General features: G+C 72.0%; 15 protein-coding genes. 10 read left to right on the top strand and 5 right to left on the bottom strand.

Going from position 1 to position 20,638, the window contains the following annotated elements; translation table 11 throughout:
• From AB0I21_RS54570 to AB0I21_RS54560, 3 genes are all read right to left on the bottom strand, one after another.
• Positions 1–303, bottom strand: a 303-nt coding sequence (locus AB0I21_RS54570) for a hypothetical protein (protein ID WP_360573527.1), incomplete at its 3' end; no start/stop codon positions are given.
• A gap of 87 nt (positions 304–390) precedes the next feature.
• The gene (locus AB0I21_RS54565) at positions 391–1,104 is read right to left on the bottom strand and encodes a GntR family transcriptional regulator (protein WP_360573525.1); all 714 of its coding nucleotides are present in this window, start codon (positions 1,102–1,104) and stop codon (positions 391–393) included.
• 79 nt (positions 1,105–1,183) lie between these two features.
• The gene (locus AB0I21_RS54560; RefSeq protein WP_360573523.1) at positions 1,184–3,466 is read right to left on the bottom strand and encodes a glycosyl hydrolase family 18 protein; all 2,283 of its coding nucleotides are present in this window, start codon (positions 3,464–3,466) and stop codon (positions 1,184–1,186) included.
• A 97-nt stretch (positions 3,467–3,563) separates the two neighbouring features.
• Here AB0I21_RS54560 and AB0I21_RS54555 point away from each other — a divergent pair, with 97 nt between their 5' ends.
• From AB0I21_RS54555 to AB0I21_RS54535, 5 genes are all read left to right on the top strand, one after another.
• Entirely contained in the window at positions 3,564–4,202 is a 639-nt protein-coding gene (locus tag AB0I21_RS54555) for a DUF4328 domain-containing protein (protein ID WP_360573521.1), read from the top strand.
• A 192-nt stretch (positions 4,203–4,394) separates the two neighbouring features.
• Complete coding sequence (locus AB0I21_RS54550; RefSeq protein ID WP_360573519.1) at positions 4,395–7,646, top strand: carbohydrate-binding protein; 3,252 nt, start codon at positions 4,395–4,397, stop codon at positions 7,644–7,646.
• The gene (locus tag AB0I21_RS54545) at positions 7,643–9,229 is read left to right on the top strand and encodes a ThuA domain-containing protein (protein ID WP_360573517.1); all 1,587 of its coding nucleotides are present in this window, start codon (positions 7,643–7,645) and stop codon (positions 9,227–9,229) included. The genes AB0I21_RS54550 and AB0I21_RS54545 overlap by 4 nt, the downstream gene beginning before the upstream one ends.
• A gap of 83 nt (positions 9,230–9,312) precedes the next feature.
• Complete coding sequence (locus AB0I21_RS54540; RefSeq protein ID WP_360573515.1) at positions 9,313–10,398, top strand: cellulose binding domain-containing protein; 1,086 nt, start codon at positions 9,313–9,315, stop codon at positions 10,396–10,398.
• 74 nt (positions 10,399–10,472) lie between these two features.
• Positions 10,473–11,888 (top strand): hypothetical protein, encoded by a 1,416-nt coding sequence (locus AB0I21_RS54535; protein ID WP_360573513.1) that lies wholly within the window; start codon positions 10,473–10,475, stop codon positions 11,886–11,888.
• Between the two features lie 40 nt (positions 11,889–11,928).
• On the opposite strand, the gene AB0I21_RS54530 is transcribed toward AB0I21_RS54535, so the two are convergent.
• Positions 11,929–12,840 (bottom strand): ROK family protein, encoded by a 912-nt coding sequence (locus AB0I21_RS54530; RefSeq protein WP_360573511.1) that lies wholly within the window; start codon positions 12,838–12,840, stop codon positions 11,929–11,931.
• Positions 12,837–15,185 (bottom strand): glycoside hydrolase family 2 protein, encoded by a 2,349-nt coding sequence (locus AB0I21_RS54525; RefSeq protein WP_360573510.1) that lies wholly within the window; start codon positions 15,183–15,185, stop codon positions 12,837–12,839. Before AB0I21_RS54525 ends, AB0I21_RS54530 begins: the two co-directional genes overlap by 4 nt.
• A gap of 122 nt (positions 15,186–15,307) precedes the next feature.
• Here AB0I21_RS54525 and AB0I21_RS54520 point away from each other — a divergent pair, with 122 nt between their 5' ends.
• The 5 genes from AB0I21_RS54520 to AB0I21_RS54500 all read left to right on the top strand — a co-directional run bounded on the left by AB0I21_RS54520 (position 15,308) and on the right by AB0I21_RS54500 (position 20,507).
• Positions 15,308–16,321: a LacI family DNA-binding transcriptional regulator gene (locus AB0I21_RS54520; RefSeq protein ID WP_360573508.1), complete on the top strand. Its 1,014-nt coding sequence runs from the start codon at positions 15,308–15,310 to the stop codon at positions 16,319–16,321.
• A 111-nt stretch (positions 16,322–16,432) separates the two neighbouring features.
• The gene (locus AB0I21_RS54515) at positions 16,433–17,731 is read left to right on the top strand and encodes an extracellular solute-binding protein (RefSeq protein ID WP_360573506.1); all 1,299 of its coding nucleotides are present in this window, start codon (positions 16,433–16,435) and stop codon (positions 17,729–17,731) included.
• Between the two features lie 58 nt (positions 17,732–17,789).
• A complete protein-coding gene (locus tag AB0I21_RS54510; protein ID WP_360573504.1) occupies positions 17,790–18,650 on the top strand; it encodes a sugar ABC transporter permease in 861 nt (286 codons plus the stop codon).
• Positions 18,647–19,462, top strand: a complete 816-nt coding sequence (locus AB0I21_RS54505; protein ID WP_360573502.1) for a carbohydrate ABC transporter permease — start codon at positions 18,647–18,649, stop codon at positions 19,460–19,462. Before AB0I21_RS54510 ends, AB0I21_RS54505 begins: the two co-directional genes overlap by 4 nt.
• Before the next feature lie 22 nt (positions 19,463–19,484).
• Positions 19,485–20,507 (top strand): LacI family DNA-binding transcriptional regulator, encoded by a 1,023-nt coding sequence (locus AB0I21_RS54500; RefSeq protein WP_344504575.1) that lies wholly within the window; start codon positions 19,485–19,487, stop codon positions 20,505–20,507.
• Positions 20,508–20,638: the final 131 nt, after the last annotated feature.

The raw sequence follows: 20,638 nt of genomic DNA, 5'->3' as shown, positions 1-20,638 counted from the left end.
GCGATGACGCCGGCGGCGTGCACGACCTGGTCGCGGGCGGCGTTCAGGGCGGTGGTGAAGCTGGCCCGGTCCGGTGCCGGCGGTCACGTACCCGCCGACGCTGTGCACGTCGGACATCCAGAACGCGAAGATGTTGTAGGAGCCCCACGACTGGTTCCGCAGCGGCGCCAGGTCCTCGTTGGTGAGGCGGGGGTCGTAGCCGGGTTTGATGACGCCGGAGCCGACCGGCATGCCGGCGGCCTCGACCAGATCCTGCGGCCCGTCGGTGACGGGCCCCTGTGCGCGTGCGACTGTGTCGGCCATCCCCAGCTCCCGAGGTAGTGCGGCTCGTTGCGCCCACGCTAGGAAGCGGCTGTTTCACGCCGATGTTCGCAAACATATATCCGTCGTTCAGTCGGGCTCCGCGAACAGGCCCGTGTGCTGCGGCAGCAGAGCGATGCAGGTCTGCAGGCGCCGGTGGTGCGCGGCGCAGACGCGGATCAGCGCGTCCGCGTCGCGGGCCACGAACGCCTCCAGCATCGCGGCGTGGTCGCGGTGCAGCAGCACCCGGTCGGCGCCGTCGAGATGTGCCATCGGCTGCAGCGGCTCGGTCATGTTCCACGCCGTGCCGAGCATGTGCAGCAGCCGCCGCATCCGGCACGGCCGGATCAGCGCCAGGTGGAAGCGGCGGCTCTCCCGGTGGTGGGCCCGCGGGTCGCCGGCAGCCACCGCGTCCTCGAGGGCGGCGTGCGCGGCCCGGGCCTGCTCGTCGTCCTCGGCCCGGGCGAGCGAGACCGCGACCCGCAGGGCGGCGGTCTCCAGCGCCTCCCGCACCAGGTAGATCTCGCCGAACTCCTGCGCCGTCAGCTGCGCGACCCGGTAGCCCAGGTGCGGCCGGTGGTCGACGAGGCCTTCGCCGATGAGCGTCATCAGCGCCTCCCGCACCGGGATCCGGCTCACCCCGAACGCCGCCGCGACCCCGTCGACCGGGATCGCCGAGCCCGGCGGCACCTCGCCGTCGAGGATGCAGGCCCGCAGCTCGTCCAGGATCACGCCCTGCGAGCTGCCCGCCGGCTTCCCCGCGAGCCGCGAGATCAGCGCCGACCGACGCCGGGGTCCGGCCATGCGCCACGCTAACCCCGCCCGGTTATCGGCGTGTTACGACCGGCCCGCGAGGAGCGCCCCCGCGGGCCGGTCGCGGGCGTCAGAGGCCCGAGTTGAGGGCGGTCATCAGGGTGCCGGACGTGGTGTCGCCGGACATCTCCCAGATCATGCCGCCGAGCAGGTTCTGCTGCTTCACCCAGGCGGTCTTCTGCGCGATGGACCAGGTGTCGTCGAAGGTCCACCACTGCCCGCCGGGGCCGGTGTAGCAGGACGTGGCGATCGACTGCACGTCGTGGTAGACGGTGCAGTTGGGCACCATCGCCAGGAGGTTGGCGTAGCCGCGGGTGCCGGCCTCCTCGGCGAACTGGCCGGGCGCGGCCCCGGTGGCCGTCTGCCACTCACCGTTGGTGGAGCCGGCGGCGACGCCCTGCCAGCCGCGGCCGTAGAAGGCGAAGCCGACGGTCAGCTGGCGCGGGTTGACGCCGGCGGAGGTGTAGGCCGCCACCGCGTTCTGGACGCTGAAGGTGAAGGAGTAGGGGTCCTGGGCGTCGCCGTACAGGTTGCCCTGGTGGCCCGTCCGGTTGGGCTCCCAGGAGTTGTCGCTGCCGGCGCCGTGGAAGTCGTAGCCCTGCACGTTGGCGAAGTCCAGGGAGTCGAAGACGCTCGGGGTGCCGTCGGTGCGGCTGATGTCCCAGCCGGCCGCGATCTTCGCCGGGTCGGCGGGGGTGAAGGCGGTCAGCAGGTAGCGCTTGCCGGTGGTGGCGCTCAGCGCGTCCATCTGCCTGCGGAACTCCGCGAGGAGCAGCGTGTTGTTGGCCTTGTCCTGGGGGCCCCAGTGGTTGCCGGCGTGGCCCTCGGCGCCGGGCCACTCCCAGTCCAGGTCGATGCCGTCGAAGATGCCGGCGGCCGAGCCCGCGCCGCCCGCGTTGTTGTAGGTCGGCAGGTTGCCCTTGAGGTACATGTCGATGCAGGAGCGCACCAGCTTCTCCCGCGAGGCCGGGGTGGCGGCCGCGTCGGAGAAGTACTTCGAGTAGGTCCAGCCGCCGAGCGAGATGAGCACCTTCAGGTTCGGGTACTTCGCCTTGAGCTTGCGCAGCTGGTTGTAGTTGCCGCGCAGGGTCTCCCAGCCGGTGTCGGCGACGCCGTCGACGGACTGGGCGGCGCTGAACGGGCGGCCGTAGTCGGCGTCGGCGTCGCCGGCGCCCGTGCCCTGGTCGGGGTCCTGCGGGTTGGCGGTGGTGCCGCGGGTGACGCCCTGCAGGCAGGTCAGGTTGACCGGGTCGAGGTTGGCGAACGCGTAGTTGAGGTGGGTGAGCTTGGCCGCGGCGCCGGACGTGTCGAGGTTCTTCACGAAGTACTGGCGGCCGTAGATGCCCCACTGCACGAAATAGCCGACCTTGGCGTAGTTGCCGCCGCCGACCGCGTCGTCCGTGGTGACGGTGGCGGCCGCACTGGCGGGTGAGGCGTTGTCGTAGGTGTCGCGGGCCTTCACCGTGAACGTGTAGGCCGTCAGCGGCGCTAGTCCGGTCACCGTCGCCGTCGTCCCGGTGGCGGTCGTGACGAGCGTGCCACCGCGGTACACGTCGTAGCCGGCGATGCCGCTGGGGTCGGTGACCGCGTTCCAGGCCAGCGTGACGCTGACCGAGGTCTTCGCCGTGCTGCGCAGGTTGCCGGGCGCCGCCGGCGCGGTGGTGTCGTCCGCGGGGTTGAGCGTGGTGGCGGAGACCGCGGCGCTGTCGGCGGACACGTTGCCGCGGGTGTCGCGGGCCCGCACCGTGAAGCTGTACGCGGTGTTGGGCGTGAGCCCGTTCACCACGGCCGACGGGCCGGTGGAGGAAGCGACCACCGTGGAGCCGCGGTAGACGTCGTAGCCCGCGATCGGGAAGTCGGTCGCCGCGGGGGCGGTCCACGCCAGCGACACGGTCTTCGTCGTGCGGCCGGTGACGGACAGGCCGGCGGGCGCGTTCGGGGCGCGGTCCGGGCTGCCGTCGCACTTGTTGCCGTTGATGCGGCAGTTCAGCGGTTCCGCGTTGGTGCCGGTGGCGATGAACCAGAAACTGTACGGCTCGGTGTTGCGTCCGGCCGCCACGGTCCCGTTGTAGTGCGCGTTCACGACCGTGACGTGGTTGCCGGTCCGTGTGACGGTGCCGTTGTACCCGGTGCCGACGTTGAGCCCGGCCGGCACGTCGAACTCGAGGGTCCACCCGGTGATCGAGGCGCTGGTCGGGTTGCTGACTGTGTACTTGTCGACCCAGTAGGTGCCGTAGTCCGCGGCGGAGAACGCGGCGGTGAGCCCCGCGGGAGCGGCGTGGGCGGTGCCGGGTATCGCTACCGCGGCGGAGACGGTGAGCAGGATGGCTGCGAAGAGCCTGGTGGGGTGCACTCGTGCCTCCTATTAGGAAAGTTTCCTAATAGTCCTCGTGGGACCTGGAGAAAGTCAAGAATATCGATTTGCTTAAAGCATTTAAGGTGTTCGAGGCATGAGCGATATTCGTACCGCGACACCCCATCGCCTGGCCGTCCCCGGCATGCTCGCCATCGGCGGGCTGGCCCTCGCCGGCCTGGCGCACGCGTTCACCATCGCCGAGTCCCTGAAGGGCGCCGACGCGCCCGCCGAGGACGCGGGCCGCGAGGTGGCCTTCGCGTCCAACTTCGGCGTCAGCACGTACGTCTCCGGCGACACCGCCTCCGGGATCCTCGGCGCGGCCAGGCTGCTGGTCCTGGTGCTGGTCATCGTCTGGCTGTACCTCGCCCGGGACAACTTCGACCGGCGCGGCGACCGTAGCGTCGAGTGGAAGAAGGGCTGGACGATCGGCGGCTGGTTCGTCCCGTTCGCCAACCTCGTCATCCCCAACCGGGTCGTCGCGGAGATCCACCGCCGCAGCGCGCCCGACGGGACGTGGCCCTCCGACCGGATCATCAACGCCTGGTGGGTCGCGCTGCTGGTCAGCTTCATCGGCTACACCGAGACCTCGAAGTACGACAGCGGCGAGGTCATCGTCTACAGCCCGCCGTTCTTCGCCGTCGTCTCCGGCGTCGCAGGGATCGTCGCCGCGGTCCTCCTGGCGCTGATCGTGCGCAAGGTGTCGACGTGGCAGGACAACATTGCGACCAGCTGACGGAAAGTTCTGCCGCCGTCCGCGTCGATTTCTTGCATCCATCGGCGCGAGTTAGTAACGTCGGCTCACCAACCATCGCGACGTGTGGATGTGTGGGGCTTCGGCGGCCCGCGCACCTGCCGCCGGCGCGCCCGCCAAGCACCTGCGCCGGCATCGCGTGACCCCCCGACCCTTCGGGAAGGACACCCGCCGATGCACCCCGCGTTCAGAAGAGCCGCGGCGGCGTTGCTGATCAGCAGCGCCGCAGTGGCCCTGCCCACCCCCGCACACGCCCACACCTCCATCAATCCGGCCCTGTTCCAGCAGGTCGAGCTCGCCAAGGGGATCAACGAGCTCGGCGAGCCGATGTCGATCGCCGTGCTGCCCGACCGGTCGGTGCTGCACACGGCGCGCAACGGGACGCTGCGGCGCACCGACGCCGCCGGCAACACCTCGGTGATCGGGACGCTGCCCGTCTACACCCACGACGAGGAAGGCCTGCAGGGCGTGGCCGCCGATCCCGGCTTCGCCACCAACCGGCAGATCTACCTGTACTACGCGCCGCCGCTGAACACCCCGGGCGGCGACGCGCCGGCCGCGGGCGCGGACTGGACGCCGTGGAAGGGCGTCAACCGGCTGTCGCGCTTCACGCTCAACACCGACAACACGCTCAACACCGCGAGCGAGCGCACGGTCCTCGAGGTCGGCACCGACCGCGGCATGTGCTGCCACGTCGGCGGCGACATCGACTTCGACGCGGCCGGCAACCTGTACCTGTCGACGGGTGACGACTCCAACCCGTTCGACTCCGCCGGCTACGCGCCCATCGACGAGCGCACCGACCGCAACCCGGCCTACGACGCGCAGCGGTCGGCGGCGAACACCAACGACCTGCGCGGCAAGATCCTGCGGATCAAGGTCAACGCCGACGGCTCGTACAGCATCCCGAGCGGCAACCTGTTCCCGCAGGGCACCGCGAACACCCGGCCCGAGATCTACGCGATGGGGCTGCGCAACCCGTTCCGGATGAGCGTCGACAAGGCCACCGGCGCCGTCTACGTCGGCGACTACGGCCCCGACGCGGGCACCACCGACCCCAACCGCGGCCCGTCCGGGCAGGTCGAGTTCGACCGGATCACGTCGCCCGGCAACTACGGCTGGCCGTACTGCACCGGCACGAACACCAGCACCGAGACCTACAACGAGTGGAACTTCGCCACCAACAGCACGGGCCCCAAGTACAACTGCGCGGGCGGGCCGACGAACAACTCGTTCCGCAACACGGGCCAGGGCACGCTGCCCGCCGCGAAGCCCGCCTGGATCCGCTACGCCGGTGACGCCGGCAGCCCGCCCGAGTTCGGCAGCGGCTCCGAGTCGCCGATGGCCGGCCCCGTGTACCGCTACGACCCGGCGAACCCGTCGGCCGTCAAGTTCCCCGCCGACCTCGACGGGCACTTCTTCGCCGGCGAGTTCGGCCGCCGCTGGATCAAGGCGATCGACGTCAACGGCGACGGCTCTCCCGGCGCGATCGCGAACTTCCCGTGGTCGGGCATGCAGATCATGGACCAGGCGTTCGGCCCCGACGGCGCGCTGTACGTCCTGGACTACGGCGCCGGCTTCGGCAACGGCGACGCCAACTCGGCGCTGTACCGCATCGAGTACACCGGCGGTGGCAACCGGGCGCCCGTCGCGGTCGCCGCCGCGAACCCGACCTCGGGCCCGGCGCCGCTGACCGTGAACTTCAGCTCGGCCGGCAGCAACGACCCCGAGGGCCAGGCGCTGACCTACAGCTGGGCGTTCGGCGACGGCACCACGTCCACCGCCGCCAACCCGACGAAGACCTACGCGACGGCCGGCACCTACACCGCCACGCTGACCGTCCGCGACCCGCAGGGTGCCACCGGCAGCGCCAGCGTCCGCGTCTCCGCCGGCAACACCGCGCCCGTCGTGCGGATCGTGGCGCCCGCCAACGGTTCGCTCGTCTCGTTCGGCGACACCGTGCCGTACCAGATCACCGTCACCGACCCCGAGGACGGCACCGTCGACTGTGGACGGGTGCGGATGACGTACATCCTCGGCCACGACACCCACGGCCACCAGATCACGTCGCAGACCGGCTGCACCGGCTCGATCACCATCCCGCTCGACGGTGAGCACGACGCGGCCGCGAACATCTTCGCCGTCTTCGACGCGGAGTACACCGACAACGGCGGGATCACCACGCACACGCAGCACACGCTGCAGCCGCGGCACCGGCAGGCCGAGCACTTCGCCACCCAGCAGGGCGTGCAGACCTTCGACAAGGCCGGCGCCGAGGGCGGCAAGACCGTCGGGCAGATCGAGAACGGCGACTGGATCGCGTTCAGCCCGTACCTGCTGAACAACGCCACCTCGTTCACCGCGCGCGTCTCCTCGGGCGGCGCCGGCGGCACCCTGTCGCTGCGCGCCGGGTCACCGACCGGCACGCTGCTCGGCTCGACCACCGTCCCGGTGACCGGCAGCTGGGACACGTTCGTCGACGTCACCGGCACCGTCTCCGGCGCGCCCGCCACCGCCGGGCAGCTGTACCTGGTGTTCACCGGCGGCGCCGGCGCGCTGTTCGACCTGGACGCCTTCACCATCAACACCGGTGGCACGCAGCCGCCGGCCGGGCGGGTCGAGGCCGAGTCGTACACCTCCCAGAACGGCGTGCAGGTCGTCGCCGACGGCAACGCGCACGGCGGCAACCGCGTCGGCTACATCGACGGCGGCGACTGGGTCGGCTACGCCGGCGTCAACGTGTCGGGCAAGACGGGCTTCACCGCGCGGGTCGCGTCCGGCGGCACCGGCGGCACCATCCAGGTCCGCTCCGGCTCGCAGACCGGCCCGCTGCTGGGCTCCGTCAACGTCGGCAACACCGGCGGCTACGGCACGTTCGTCGACGTCACCACCACCCTGACCGCGGGTAGTGGCGCGCTGTTCCTGGTCTTCGTCGGTACCGGCACCGGCGGTCTCTTCGACGTCGACGACTTCCTGCTGACCGGCGGGTCGACGCCCCCGGCGACGAACCTCGCGCTGAACAAGACCGCCACCGCCGACAGCCAGTGCGCTTCCACGGAGGGCCCGGCGAAGGCGGTGAACGGCACCGTCAACGGCGGCAACGCCGACAAGTGGTGCTCCCTCGGCACGTCGAAGTGGTGGCGGGTCGACCTGGGCTCGGTCACGAGCGTGGGCCGGGTCGTGATCCGGCACGCCGGCGCGGGCGGGGAGAACGCCGCCTTCAACACCCGCGACTTCGACGTGCAGACCAGCACCGACGGCACCACCTGGACCACCGTGTCCCAGGTGCGGGGCAACACCGGCAACGTCACCACCTCCACGTTCGCCGCCGCCGGCGTGCGGTACGTGCGGGTCAACGTCATCGCACCCACCAGCAACGCCGACACCGCCGCCCGCCTCTACGAAGTCGAGGTCTACGCGTCATGAGAAAGCTCCTCGCGCTCGCCGCGGTCACCGCGACACTCCTGGCCGCCGCGCCGGCACCCGCCTTCGCCGACACCGCGTTCGACGTCCTCGCGTTCTCCAAGACGGCAGGGTTCCGACACGACTCCATCCCGGCCGGCATCACCGCCATCCAGCAGCTCGGCGCGGCGAACGGCTTCACCGTCACCGCCACCGAGGACGCGAACGCGTTCACCACGGCGAACCTCGCCCAGTACGAGGCCGTCGTCTTCCTCAGCACCACCGGCGACGTCCTCAACGCCACGCAGCAGACCGCGTTCGAGTCCTACATCCGCGGCGGCGGCGGATACGTCGGGGTCCACGCCGCCGCCGACACCGAGTACGACTGGCCGTTCTACGGCGACCTCGTCGGTGCCTGGTTCTCCTCCCACCCGGCGATCCAGCAGGCCACGATGAAGATCGAGGACCGCGCCCACCCGGCGACCGCGCACCTCGGCGCCACCTGGATCCGCACCGACGAGCTGTACAACTACCGCACCAACCCCCGCTCGACCGCCCACGTCCTCGCCACCCTCGACGAGACCACGTACTCGGGCGGCACGATGGGCGCGGACCACCCGTTCGCCTGGTGCAAGACGATCCAGAGTGGACGGTCCTTCTACACCGGCGCCGGCCACACCCAGGAGTCCTATTCGGACGCCGCGTTCCGGGCCCACCTGCTCGGCGGCATCCGCTACGCCGGCGGCAAGGCGGCCGCCGACTGCTCGCCCGGCAGCACCCAGCCGCCCACCGGCCGGGTCGAGGCGGAGTCCTTCACCTCCCAGTCCGGCGTCCAGGTCGTCGGCGACGGCGCGGCGCACGGCGGCAACCGCGTCGGCTACATCGACAACGGCGACTGGGTCGGCTATTCGGGCGTGAACGTGTCCGGCAAGACCGGTTTCACGGCGCGGGTCGCGTCCGGCGGCACCGGCGGCACCATCCAGGTCCGCTCCGGCTCGCAGACCGGCCCGCTGCTGGGCTCCGTCAACGTCGGCAACACCGGCGGCTACGGCACGTTCGTCGACGTCACCACCACCCTGACCGCGGGTAGTGGCGCGCTGTTCCTGGTCTTCGTCGGTACCGGCACCGGCGGTCTCTTCGACGTCGACGACTTCCTGCTGACCGGCGGGTCGACGCCCCCGGCGACGAACCTCGCGCTGAACAAGACCGCCACCGCCGACAGCCAGTGCGCTTCCACGGAGGGCCCGGCGAAGGCGGTGAACGGCACCGTCAACGGCGGCAACGCCGACAAGTGGTGCTCCCTCGGCACGTCGAAGTGGTGGCGGGTCGACCTGGGCGCCGCGGTCTCCGTGAGCCGGGTGGTCATCCGGCACGCGGGCGCGGGCGGCGAGAACACCGCCTTCAACACCCGCGACTTCGATGTGCAGACCAGCACCGACGGCACCACCTGGACCACGGTGGCCCAGATCCGCGGCAACACGGCGAACGTCACCACCACCACGTTCACCCCGGCCAGCGTCCGCCACCTGCGGGTCAACGTCATCACTCCGACCAACAACACCGACGCCGCGGCCCGCCTCTACGAGGTCGAGGCGTACGCCGTGTAGGTTTCACACCCGCCGGTGCCCGGGACCTGCGCGAGCGGTCCCGGGCATTGAGCGGTGTCGAACGAGCCTGCTCTACTGCGCGGATGCGGACCCTTCTCACGCTGCTCACCGCGGCCGTCGTCGGTGCGGTGCTGTTCCTGACGTTGCCGGCCGGGCCGGCCAGTGCCGCGGCGGTGCGGATCATGCCGCTCGGCGACTCGATCACCGGCAATCCCGGGTGCTGGCGGGCGTTGCTGTGGAACGACCTGCAGAACAGCGGGAACACGAACATCGACTTCGTGGGGACCCAGCCGCCGCAGGGCTGTGCGGTCCCGTACGACGGGGACGGCGAAGGGCACGGCGGGGCGCTCGTCACGGCCGTCGCCGACCAGAACCAGCTGCCCGCGTGGCTCGCGGCGAGCCGGCCCGACGTGGTGCTCATGCACTTCGGCACCAACGACGTGTGGAGCAACCGGTCCACCGACACGATCCTCGCCGCGTACGGCAAGCTCGTCGACCAGATGCGGGCCAGCAACCCGGCGATGCGGGTCCTCGTCGCCCAGATCATCCCGATGAACCCGTCCAGCTGCGCCGAGTGCGCGCAGCGGGTGGTGGCGCTGAACGCGGCCATCCCCGGCTGGGCCGCGGGCAAGACCACCGCCGCGTCGCCGGTGACCGTGGTGGACCAGTGGACCGGGTTCAGCACCGCCACCGACACCGGCGACGGCGTGCACCCCAACGCCTCCGGCGACCGCAAGATCGCGGACCGCTGGCTGCCCGCGGTCGTCCAGGCCCTGAACGGCACCCTGCCGTCCGGCTCGGCGTCGCCGTCGCGGTCCGTCTCCCCCTCCCCGTCGCGGTCCGTGCTGCCCTCCGACAGCGTGCCGCCGGTGCCGGGGTGTTCGGCCACATACACGGTGGTCGGCCAGTGGCAGGGCGGCTTCCAGGGCGAGGTCACGGTCCGCAACGGCGGCACGTCGGGTGTGGCCGGGTGGACGGCGCGGTACACGTACAGTGGCGGCGAACGGATCACGCAGTCCTGGGGCGCCACCGTCACCCAGACCGGCAGCGCCGTGACCGCGGACAACGCCGCCTGGAACGGCGCGCTCGCACCGGGCGCCACCGCCACGTTCGGCTTCATCGGCAGCGGTACGCCGGGCATTCCCCCGATCACCTGCGTCTTCCGCTGACAGTCGTGTTCCGCCGACCGTCGTGTTCCGCTGACCGTCGTGTTCCGCTGAACGGTGTGTGACAGGGTGTGCCGGTGACCCGACCGGCGATCCTGCGGGGGTTGGCCGCCAACCCCGGCCTGGATCCTCTGCTGCTGGCACCCCTGCTCACCGCCGCCGACACCGCGGTACTGGACGCGCTCGCCCGCCGGGCGGACCTGCCGGCCCCCGCGGCGTCGGCGCTCGCCCGGCACCCCGACCCGCAGCCGCGGCGGGCGCTCGCCGGCAACCCGTCCGCCGCGCCGCACGTGTGGCGGGTGCTGGCCGCCGACCCGGACGAGGCGGTGCGGGTCGCGCTCGCCCGCGGCCACAGCACCGACCACCGGCCGGCGGTCGACCTGCCGCTGCCGGGGGACGCGCAGCTCGCGCTCGCCGCCGATGCCGCCGTCCCGGTCCGGCTGGCGCTCGCGCGGCGGCGGGACCTGTCCGAACCGGCCAGGCTGTGGCTCGCCACCGACCCGTCCGCCGGGGTGCGGGAGGCCCTGGCCCGGTCCTGGCCGTCGCCGCCGGAGCCGGTCCTGCGGCAGCTGCTCACCGACCCCGACCCGGCGGTGCGCGGCGCTGCCGTCTCATCGGCGGTGCCGGCGGACCTGCTGCCCGGCCTGCTCGCCGACCCCGCCACCCGGGAGGGCGCCGCCCGGCACGCGCTCCTGCCGCCGGCTACCGACCCGGCCGCGCCCGGGCCGGCGCGTGAGGTGGGGGTCGACGTCGCCGGGCTGGTGGGCGACGCCGACCCGGCGGTCCGCGAGGCGGTGGCCGGGAACCCGCGGGTGCCGCTCGCCGCGGTGCTCGCCCTCGCCGACGACCCGGACGAGGACGTGCGCGTGGCGGTGATGCTCCGGCCCGACCTGCCCGACGCGGAACGGTCGCGCATCGCGTCCGGGGTCGAGCCGCACGACCACCACGTCGCCGACTGGCTGCGGCCCTCGCACGCCCCGCTCGCGGTCCGAGCGGCGCACGCCCGGTCGCCGTTCGTGTGGTGCCGCCGGGCCGTGGCGTTCTCGTCCGACCTGCCCGCCGAGGCCGTCGCGGTGCTGGCCGCCGACGAGGACCACAGCGTCCGGCTGCTGCTCGCCGAGCACCACCCGGACGTCCCCGGCCACATCCTGCCCGACCTCGTCCGCGGCACCGGCCACGCCCGCTGGGACCTGGCCCGCCACCCCGCCATGCCGGCCGGCGCTCTCGCGGCCATGGCCCTGGGCGACGACACCGACCTGCGCCGCGTCGCCGCGACCGCCCCGAACCTGCCGCCGGCCGTCGCCGAGGTCCTCGCCGGCCACGCCGACGACACCGCCCGGGCGTACGTGGCGGCCAACCCCGCCCTGCCCGTCCCGGCGGTCATCGCCCTGCTCGACGACCCCGACCCCCGCGTCGCCGAGGCCGCCGCCCGTAGCCCCCGCCTGCCGGCCGCCACCGCCGGGCGCCTCCTCGACGCGGGCGCTCCCCGATGATCCGGAGGACTTCGTCGCCCTGGCGGCGATCATGGTGGAGTCAGGCGGGGACGGTGAGGGTGCCGAGGGCGAGGGCGGCGGCGCCGTAGAGGCCGCCGTCGCGGCCGAGGGTGCTCGCCTCGACGCGGAGGCGACGCAGGAACGCCATGCCGTCCCGGTCGGCGAGGGCGCGGCGGATCGGGGCGAGCAGGACGTCGCCCGCCGCGGCCACGCCGCCGCCGATCACGACCCGGTCGATGTCGCAGAGGGCCGCGGTGGTCAGCAGGGCCGTCGCCAGGGCACCCGCCGCCCGGTCGAACGCGGCGACCGCCACCGGCACGCCCCGCCGCGCGTCCCCGGCGAGCGCCCGCGCGTCGGCGGCGGGACCGGGCTGCCAGCCGTTGGCGAGGGCCCAGCGGACCATGGCGGGGCCGCTGGCGATGGTCTCGACGCAGCCGGTGGCGCCGCAGGGGCAGGGGGCTCCGGACGGGTCGACGGTGATGTGGCCGATGTGGCCGGCGTTGCCGGTCGTGCCGAGCCACGGTCGGCCGTCGATGACGAGACCGCCGCCGATGCCGGTCGACACCACGATGCCCAGCAGTGAGCCCTGCAGGGAGGCACCGGCGGGGGTGCGCCACCACTCGCCGAGGGCGACGCACTGGGCGTCGCCGGCCATGGTGACCGGGACGTCCGGGAGCCAGGTGGACAGGGTGCCGGTGAGCGGGAAGTCGCGCCAGGCGGGGATGTTGACGGGGCTGACGGTGCCGCGGGCCCGGTCGAGGGGGCCGGCGGTGCCGACGCCCACCGCCGCCACCCCGCCGCCCGCCAGGGCCGTGACCAGGTGACGCAGGACCGACGTGGGGTCCTGGCCGGCGAGCGGCACCTCGAGGCGGTCCTGGATGACGCCGCCGGCGGAGACCACGGCCGCCGCGAACTTCGTGCCGCCGACGTCGACGGCGAGCACGGCGGTCACGGCCGGGCCTCGTTGACGCAGCGCAGCACCGGGTGGCTGAGCAGGTCGGCCGCGGCAAGTTCCAGGCCGGTGGTGACGGTGAAGGTCGCGGACTCCCCCGGCAGCAGCGTGACGAGCATGTCGTCGACCGCCGCGGCCGGGTCGAGCCGGTCGGGGAACAGCGCCAGCTCCCGCAGGACCGTGGTCGCCGTGACCGTCACCTCGTACCCGCCCGGCACCGCGGTCACGGCACCCTGGTACGCGGCGACCGGGTAGTCCACCGCGGGGTCCTCCTCGAAGAACCGGATCGCCCGGGCCGGCCCCGCGGAGGCCACGACCAGCTCCCGCCGCGGGTCACCGGCCGTGGACAGCTCCGGCGGCAGCGGCACCTCGAGGACCGCCCGCGGCGGCACCGTCACCGGCACGGACGACGAGGCGAGCACGGCGCCGGACAGCGAGCGCCGGGACAGCTCCAGCGTGCCCGTCCACGGTGCCGCGTCGTCGTTGACGAGCGCCAGCGCGGAGCCCTGGAACGTGAGCAGGCGCGGGGCGTAGGCGCGGCGCAGCTCGTACCAGAGCGGCTTGCGCCGGCCGGCGCCGTCGACGGCCGCCCAGGAGGTGACCGGCCAGCAGTCGTTGAGCTGCCAGATGACCGTGCCCATGCAGTACGGCATGAGCGAGCGAAACCGTTGGACCCCGAACGACACGGCGCGGGCCTGGTTGAGCTGCGTCAGGTAGTGCCAGTCGTCGAAGGTCGCCGGCGCGGGCAGGTGCGCGCCCAGGCCGCGCAGCAGCTTCTCGTTGCCGCCCGCGGCCTTCTGGTGGTGGAGCACCCCCGGCGAGTCCGGCGTGAGCGGGTCGTCCGACACGGCCGCCCGCAGCGTCGCGTACACCGGCGGCCCCTGGAACCCGAACTCCGCCACGAACCGCGGGGTGTAGTCCGCATACCGCGTGTAGTCGTCGCTGCCCCAGACGGTCCAGATGTGCACGGTGCCGGTGCTCGGGTCCTTCACGTCGCGGTCGGGCGCGCCGGAGTAGGGGCTGCCCGGCCAGTACGGGCGGCCCGGGTCCAGCGCGGCGACCACGCCCGGCAGCACCGAGTGGTAGAGCGACGCGCCCCAGGTCAGGTCGCCCAGCGAGGACTGCCAGCCCCAGTGCTGATAGCCCTCGATGTTCTCGTTGTTGCCGCACCACAGCACGAGGCTCGGGTGCGGCATGAGGCGCTCGACGTTGTCGCGGGCCTCGGCCTCCACCTCGGCGGCGAGGTCGTCGGGGTAGGCGGCGCACGCGAACGGGAAGTCCTGCCAGACGAGCAGGCCGAGCCGGTCGGCGAGGTCGTAGAAGGCGTCGGACTCGTAGACCCCGCCGCCCCACACCCGCAGCAGGTTGGCGCCCGCCCCGACCGCCTGCCCGAACCTCGTTTCGAGGGTCGCGGCGTCGGTACGGGCGGGGAAGCAGTCGTCAGGGATCCAGTTGAACCCGCGGGCGAAGACGGGGGTGCCGTTGACGACGATCCGGAAGGCGTCCGGGTCGATGGTGACGGTGCGCAGCCCGACCATCCGGGACCAGGTGTCGTCGGCGGCGGTGACGGTCAGCTCGTAGCGGTGCTGCTCGCCGTAGCCGAGCGGCCACCACGGCCGCGGGTCGGCGACGTCGAGCGACAGGGTGGCCGTGGTCGCGCCCTCGGGGACCTTGACCTCGACGCCGGTGCCGCCGATGGTCGCGGTGACGGCGACGGCTTCCGCCGTGCGGCCACGCTCGATCTCGACCGTGACGTCGACGCCGTCGGCGCGGACCTGGGGGCGGACGGCGGCGAGCCGCGCGCCGGACCACGAGTGCAGGCCGACGGGCCGCCAGATGCCGGACGTGACGAGGGTCGGCCCCCAGTCCCAGCCGAAGTTGCAGGCCATCTTGCGGATGAACTGGTACGGCTCGTCGTACGGCCCGGGGCGGGCGCCGAGGCGCGCCTCCTCCGCCTCGGCGTACGCGTACGGGGCGGTGAACGTGACCCGCAGGACGTTGCCGCCCTCGTGCAGGTGGGTCGTTGCGTCGAACCGGTAGCGGCGGTGCATGTTGGCGGTCCGGCCGAGGACGGTGCCGTTGAGCTCGACCTCGGCGACCGTGTCGAGGCCGTCGAAGACCAGGTCGGCGCGGTCGTGGCCGTCCGGCGCCCACCGGAAGGTGGTGGTGTAGGTCCAGTCCGTCCGGCCGATCCAGCCGAGCCGGTGCTCGTTGTCGTCGATGTACGGGTCGTCGATGAGTCCGGCCCGCAGCAGGTCGGTGTGCACGCAGCCGGGCACGGTGGCGGGGACGCCGGCGTGGTCGGGGCCGGACAGCGTCCAGTTGTCGTGCAGCGCGCGGTACATGCTCAACCTCGTCGCGTTGGTGAACCGAGTAAGTGGAGATTGACGGTAACGGCGGTCGTCGCGACCTGTCAACGAGGGGCCGCGAGCGGCTAGCATCGGTGAACCGAGAAAGGCGGTTGCAGGTGAAACGACCGACCATCGCCGACATCGCCCGGGAGGCGGGCGTGTCCAAGGGTGCCGTCTCGTACGCGCTGAACGGCCGGCCGGGCGTGTCCGCGGCCACCCGGGAGCGCATCCTGGCCGTCGCCGAGCGCCTGCAGTTCCACGCCGACAGCAACGCCCGCGCCCTGGCCGGCGCGAAGACCCGGGTCGTCGGCCTGACGCTGCGCCGGCCGCCGAGCACCCTCGGGGTCGAGCCGTTCTTCATGGAGCTGATCAGCGGCCTGGAGCTGGAGCTGTCGCGGCAGTCCTACGCGCTGCTGCTGCAGATGGCGCCGGGGCGCGACGAGGAGCTGGCGTTCTACCGGCGGTGGTTCAGCGAGGGGCGCGTCGACGGCGTGCTGGTCTGCGACGTCAACGTCGGCGACCCCCGGGTGAGCACCCTGCAGGAGCTCGGCCTGCCCGCGGTCGTGATCGGCCCGCCCGGCGTCAGCGGGTCGCTGACCAGCGTGTGGAGCGACGACGAGCAGTCGATGGTGGAGGCGGTGGAGTACCTGGCGGCGCTCGGGCACCGCCGGATCGCCCGGGTCGGCGGCATCCCGCAGCTGGCGCACACCGCGATCCGCACGGCCGCGTTCGCCGGCGTGTGCGCCCGGCTCGGGATCGCCGACGCGGTGACCGTCCCGGCGGACTACACCGGCGAGGCGGCCGCGCGGGCGACCCGCAAGCTGCTCGGCGGGGCGCATCCGCCGACCGCGCTGCTCTACGACAACGACGTGATGGCGGTCGCGGGCCTGACCGCGGCCCGCGAGCTGGGCGTCTCCGTGCCGGCCGAGCTGTCGATCGTGGCCTGGGACGACTCGCCGATCTGCCGGCTGCTGCACCCGCCGCTGACGGCGCTGACCCGCGACATCGGCGCGTACGGCGAACTGGCCGCCCGCACCCTCCTCGCGGCGATCGCCGGCGAGCCCGTGACCAGCACACACGGCGCCCCGGCGCACCTGACCCCGCGCGGCAGCACCGCCCCGCCCCGCTGACGCCGCTCAGGTCACGGATCGGTTAAGGGCTCTTCCCATTCGCCTGACAACGGTGTCATCCTGCGTTCGCTCGAACTAAAACGCTTTAGACACCCCTCGAATGGAGCGCCCATGTTCCGCCGAACACTTGCGGTCGCGCTTGCCCTCTCCCTCGCGGCGTGCGGCAGCGGGTCCGACCCGAAGCAGTCCGCCGACGCCGTCTCCCCCACCGACCCCGCCGCCGTCTCCGGCGAGATCACCGTGCTGACCAACCGCACCGACCTCGTCACCGACGGCACCATGCAGAAGTACGCCGACCAGTTCAAGCAGCTGTACCCCAAGGTCACCGTCAAGTTCGAGGGCGTCACCGACTACGAGGGCGAAGTCAAGATCCGGATGAACACCGAGAACTACGGTGACGTCCTGCTGATCCCCAACACCGTCGTCACCGACGACTACCCGAAGTACTTCGCGCCGCTGGGCTCCGCCGCCGACCTCAGCGCGAAGTACAGCTTCACCGACAAGGCCAAGGTCGGCGACAAGGTCTACGGCGTCGCCGGCTTCGCCTACGTCAACGGCTTCGTCTACAACAAGGACGTCTGGACCCAGGCCGGCGTCACGACGTGGCCGACCACGCCCGCCGAGTTCATCACCGCGCTGCAGGCCATCAGGTCGAAGACCTCGGCCACCCCGTACTACACCAACTACCACGACGGGTGGCCGCTGAGCTCCTGGTCGCAGGTCGTCGGCTCGGTCAGCTGCGACCCGAAGGCCAACGACAACCTGGTCAAGGGCGACCCGTGGGCCGCCGGCGCCGACCTCGCCACCGGCGACACGCTGCTGTTCGACATCGTGAAGAACAAGCTCTCCGAGGCCGACCCGACCACCACCAACTGGGAGGACTCGAAGGGGCAGATCGCCACCGGCAAGATCGCGACGATGTGGCTCGGCTCGTGGGCGATCGCGCAGATGCAGGACGCGGCGAAGAAGGCCGGCAAGGACCCGTCGGTCATCGGCTACATGCCGTTCCCGAAGCAGGTGGACGGCAAGTTCTGCTCCGTCGTCGCACCCGACTACCAGTACGCGATCAACAGCCACTCGAAGAACAAGGCGGCCGCCCGGGCCTGGTTCGACTGGTTCATCGACAAGTCCGACAGCGCCACCGTCAACCAGGCGATCTCCGCCGTCAAGGGCGCCCCGCTGCCGCCGGCGATGCAGCCGTTCACCGCCGCCGGCGTCAAGTTCATCGAGCTGTCGCAGGCCGAGTCCGCGAAGCTCACCAAGGTCGACAACGCTTCCGAGGTCGGCATCAGCAAGCCCGACTACCGGCAGAAGCTGGTCGACACCGCCCGCGGCGCCGCCCCCGGCGACCTGCGCGGGGTCCTCGCCGACCTGTCGAAGCGGTGGACCGAGGCCGCGAAGAACCTCTGACGTCAGTCGTGGCGCCGCTTCCGGGCGGCGCCACCCCTTCTGCTGTGTTCGGAGCGCCGTGAGAACCCGACTCCTCCCCTGGCTCTACCTGCTGCCCGCCCTCGCGCTGCTGGTCGTCTTCACGTACATCCCCGTCGCCAGCATGGTCACCTACAGCTTCACCGACTGGGACGGCCTCGACCCCGACCCCACGTTCGTCGGCGTGGACAACTACGTGCAGCTCTTCACCCGCCCGGAGCTGTTCAGCGTCTTCGTCGTCAGCGTGTACTACCTGCTCGCCGCCTTCGTGCAGACCGCGGTCGCGATGTACTTCGCGTTCATCCTCAGCTTCAAGCTGCGGCTGCGGAACCTGTTCAAGGGGATCCTGTTCTTCCCGTACCTCATCAACGGCGTCGCGGTCTCGTTCGTGTTCCTGTACTTCTTCCGCCCCGGCGGGACCCTCGACGCGGTGCTCGCGCTGTTCGGCGTGCACCACGAGCTGCTCTGGCTCGGCGACCCCGACCTGGTCAACGTGTCGCTGAGCGGGGTGTCCGTGTGGCGCTTCCTGGGGCTGAACTTCGTGCTCTTCCTCGGCGCGATCCAGGCGATCCCGCCGGAGCTGCACGAGGCCGCCGAGCTCGACGGCGCCAACCGCTGGCACGTGTTCCGGCACATCGTCGCGCCCGGCATCAAACCGATCCTCAGCCTCAGCGTGATCCTGGCCGTGTCCGGGTCGCTGTCGGTGTTCGAGATCCCGTTCGTGATGACCGGCGGCGCGGGCGACAGCAAGACCTTCGTCATCCAGACCGTGAAGCTCGCCTTCCAGTTCAACAAGTTCGGGCTCGCCTCGGCGGCCGCGGTCGTGCTGCTCCTGATCGTGCTGCTGGTCACGTGGGTGCAGCGGCGTCTGGTACCAGAGGAGAGGACCGACCTGACATGACCAGGTTTTTGAAGTATCTCTCGCTCGTCGTCGCCTCCGTCGTCGTGCTGCTGCCGCTCGTGTCGGTGTTCCTGGCCTCGCTGAAGACGCCGGAGGAGATGGTGGGCGGCGGCGACCCTCTCGCCCTGCCGCACGACTGGACGAACCTCGCCAACTACGCCACCGCGTTCACCAACGGGCGGATGCTGACCGCCTTCGCCAATACCGCGCTCATCCTGGTCGTCTCCGTCGTCGGCACCGTGTTCGTCGGTACCCTCGCCGCCTACGCCATCGACCGCTTCACCTTCCGCTTCAAGAAGGTCGTCGTCGGCGCCTTCCTCGTCGCGACCCTGGTGCCGGGTGTCACCACCCAGGTGACCACCTTCCAGGTCGTGGACGCGCTCGGCGCCTTCGACAGCCGGTGGGCGCCGATCCTGCTGTACCTGGGGACCGACATCGTCGCGATCTACATCTTCGTGCAGTTCATGCGCGGCATCCCCGTGTCGCTGGACGAGGCGGCGCGCCTCGACGGCGCCTCCACCTTCCGCATCTACCGCAGCGTCATCCTGCCGCTGCTGCGCCCCGCGATCGCCACCGTCGTCATCATCAAGGGCATCTTCGTCTACAACGACTTCTACATCCCGTTCCTCTACATGCCGTCGGAAGGCCTCGGGACGATCTCCACGTCGCTGTTCCGCTTCAAGGGCCCGTTCGGGGCCCACTGGGAGACCATCTCCGCCGGCGCGATCCTGGTCATCGTGCCGACGCTGCTGCTGTTCCTGTTCCTGCAGCGGTTCATCTACAACGGCTTCACCTCCGGAGCCACGAAATGACGTGTTGTTGGAGAATGGGTTGGTGACGCGACGGCCGACCATCAACGACATCGCCGAGGCCGCGGGGGTCTCGATCGGGGCCGTGTCGTTCGCGCTCAACGACCGGCCCGGCGTGTCCGCCCGCACCCGCGAGCGGATCCTCGCCATCGCCGCCGAGATGGGCTGGCAGCCCAGCGCCGCCGCCCGCGGCCTGTCGGTGTCCCGCGCCGAGGCGATCGGCCTGGTCGTCGCCCGCGACGCGGCCACCCTCGGCGTCGAGCCGTTCTACATGAAGTTCATCGCCGGCCTGGAGACCGAGCTGTCGGCGACCGGCACCGCCCTCGTCCTGCAGGTCGTCGCCGACCACGACCGGGCGATCGAGGCCCTGCGCGGCCTGTGGGCGGCCCGCCGCATCGACGCCACCATCCTCACCGACCTGTGGGCCGACGACACCCGGATCGCCGCGCTGTCGTCGATGGGGCTGCCCGCCGTCCTCGTCGGCCACCCGCGCCCCGGCTCCTCGATCCCCGCCGTCTGGAGCGACGACGCCGCCGCGCTCACCGAGGCGCTCGCCTACCTCGCCGCCATCGGCCACCGGCGGATCGCCCGCGTGGCCGGGCTCGCGGCCCTCGAACACACCCGCATCCGCACCCTGGCCTTCCGCGCCGCCGCCACCCGGCACCGCCTGGAAAGCGCCGAGGTCATCGACACCGACTACACCTGGGAGGCCGGCGCCTGGGCCACCGAGCAGCTGCTCACCTCGGCCCGCCCGCCGACCGCCATCACCTACGACAACGACATCATGGCGACCGCCGGCCTGCACGTCGCCCGCAAGCTGGGCCTCGACGTCCCCGGCAACCTGTCCATCATCGCGGGCGACGACTCGCAGCTGTGCGAGATGGCGTACCCGGCGCTGAGCGCCCTGGCCCGCGACGTGCTCGCCTACGGCGCCAACGCCGCCCGCACCCTCCTCGCCCACCTCGACGGCGCCCCCGCCACCGACTTCCAGGACACCACTCCCCGCCTCCTTCTCCGCGACAGCTGCTCGCCGGTTGCTCCGCAATAGCGCTGTCACCCGCTGTTCCCCGCCTTCAGCTGCGCTGTAGCTCACCTCCCCACCGCTGCCGCGGCGGGGCCCGCCGGGGGATTCTCACCCCGGACCCCCAATGCTCGCTGCGCTCGCACAGCCAGCGCTCC

The sequence above is a fragment of the Dactylosporangium sp. NPDC050588 genome, assembly GCF_040654975.1.
Lineage (GTDB): Bacteria > Actinomycetota > Actinomycetes > Mycobacteriales > Micromonosporaceae > Dactylosporangium > Dactylosporangium maewongense.
This window is presented reverse-complemented; position numbering and strand designations above follow the sequence as displayed.

Excerpts from the sequence above, each read along its gene's own strand:
- AB0I21_RS54565 (WP_360573525.1), bottom strand. The coding sequence starts at position 1,104 with ATGGCCGGACCCCGGCGTCGGTCGGCGCTGATCTCGCGGCTCGCGGGG.
- AB0I21_RS54555 (WP_360573521.1), top strand. The coding sequence starts at position 3,564 with ATGAGCGATATTCGTACCGCGACACCCCATCGCCTGGCCGTCCCCGGC.
- AB0I21_RS54550 (WP_360573519.1), top strand. The coding sequence starts at position 4,395 with ATGCACCCCGCGTTCAGAAGAGCCGCGGCGGCGTTGCTGATCAGCAGC.
- AB0I21_RS54545 (WP_360573517.1), top strand. The coding sequence starts at position 7,643 with ATGAGAAAGCTCCTCGCGCTCGCCGCGGTCACCGCGACACTCCTGGCC.
- AB0I21_RS54540 (WP_360573515.1), top strand. The coding sequence starts at position 9,313 with ATGCGGACCCTTCTCACGCTGCTCACCGCGGCCGTCGTCGGTGCGGTG.
- AB0I21_RS54525 (WP_360573510.1), bottom strand. The coding sequence starts at position 15,185 with ATGTACCGCGCGCTGCACGACAACTGGACGCTGTCCGGCCCCGACCAC.
- AB0I21_RS54515 (WP_360573506.1), top strand. The coding sequence starts at position 16,433 with ATGTTCCGCCGAACACTTGCGGTCGCGCTTGCCCTCTCCCTCGCGGCG.
- AB0I21_RS54505 (WP_360573502.1), top strand. The coding sequence starts at position 18,647 with ATGACCAGGTTTTTGAAGTATCTCTCGCTCGTCGTCGCCTCCGTCGTC.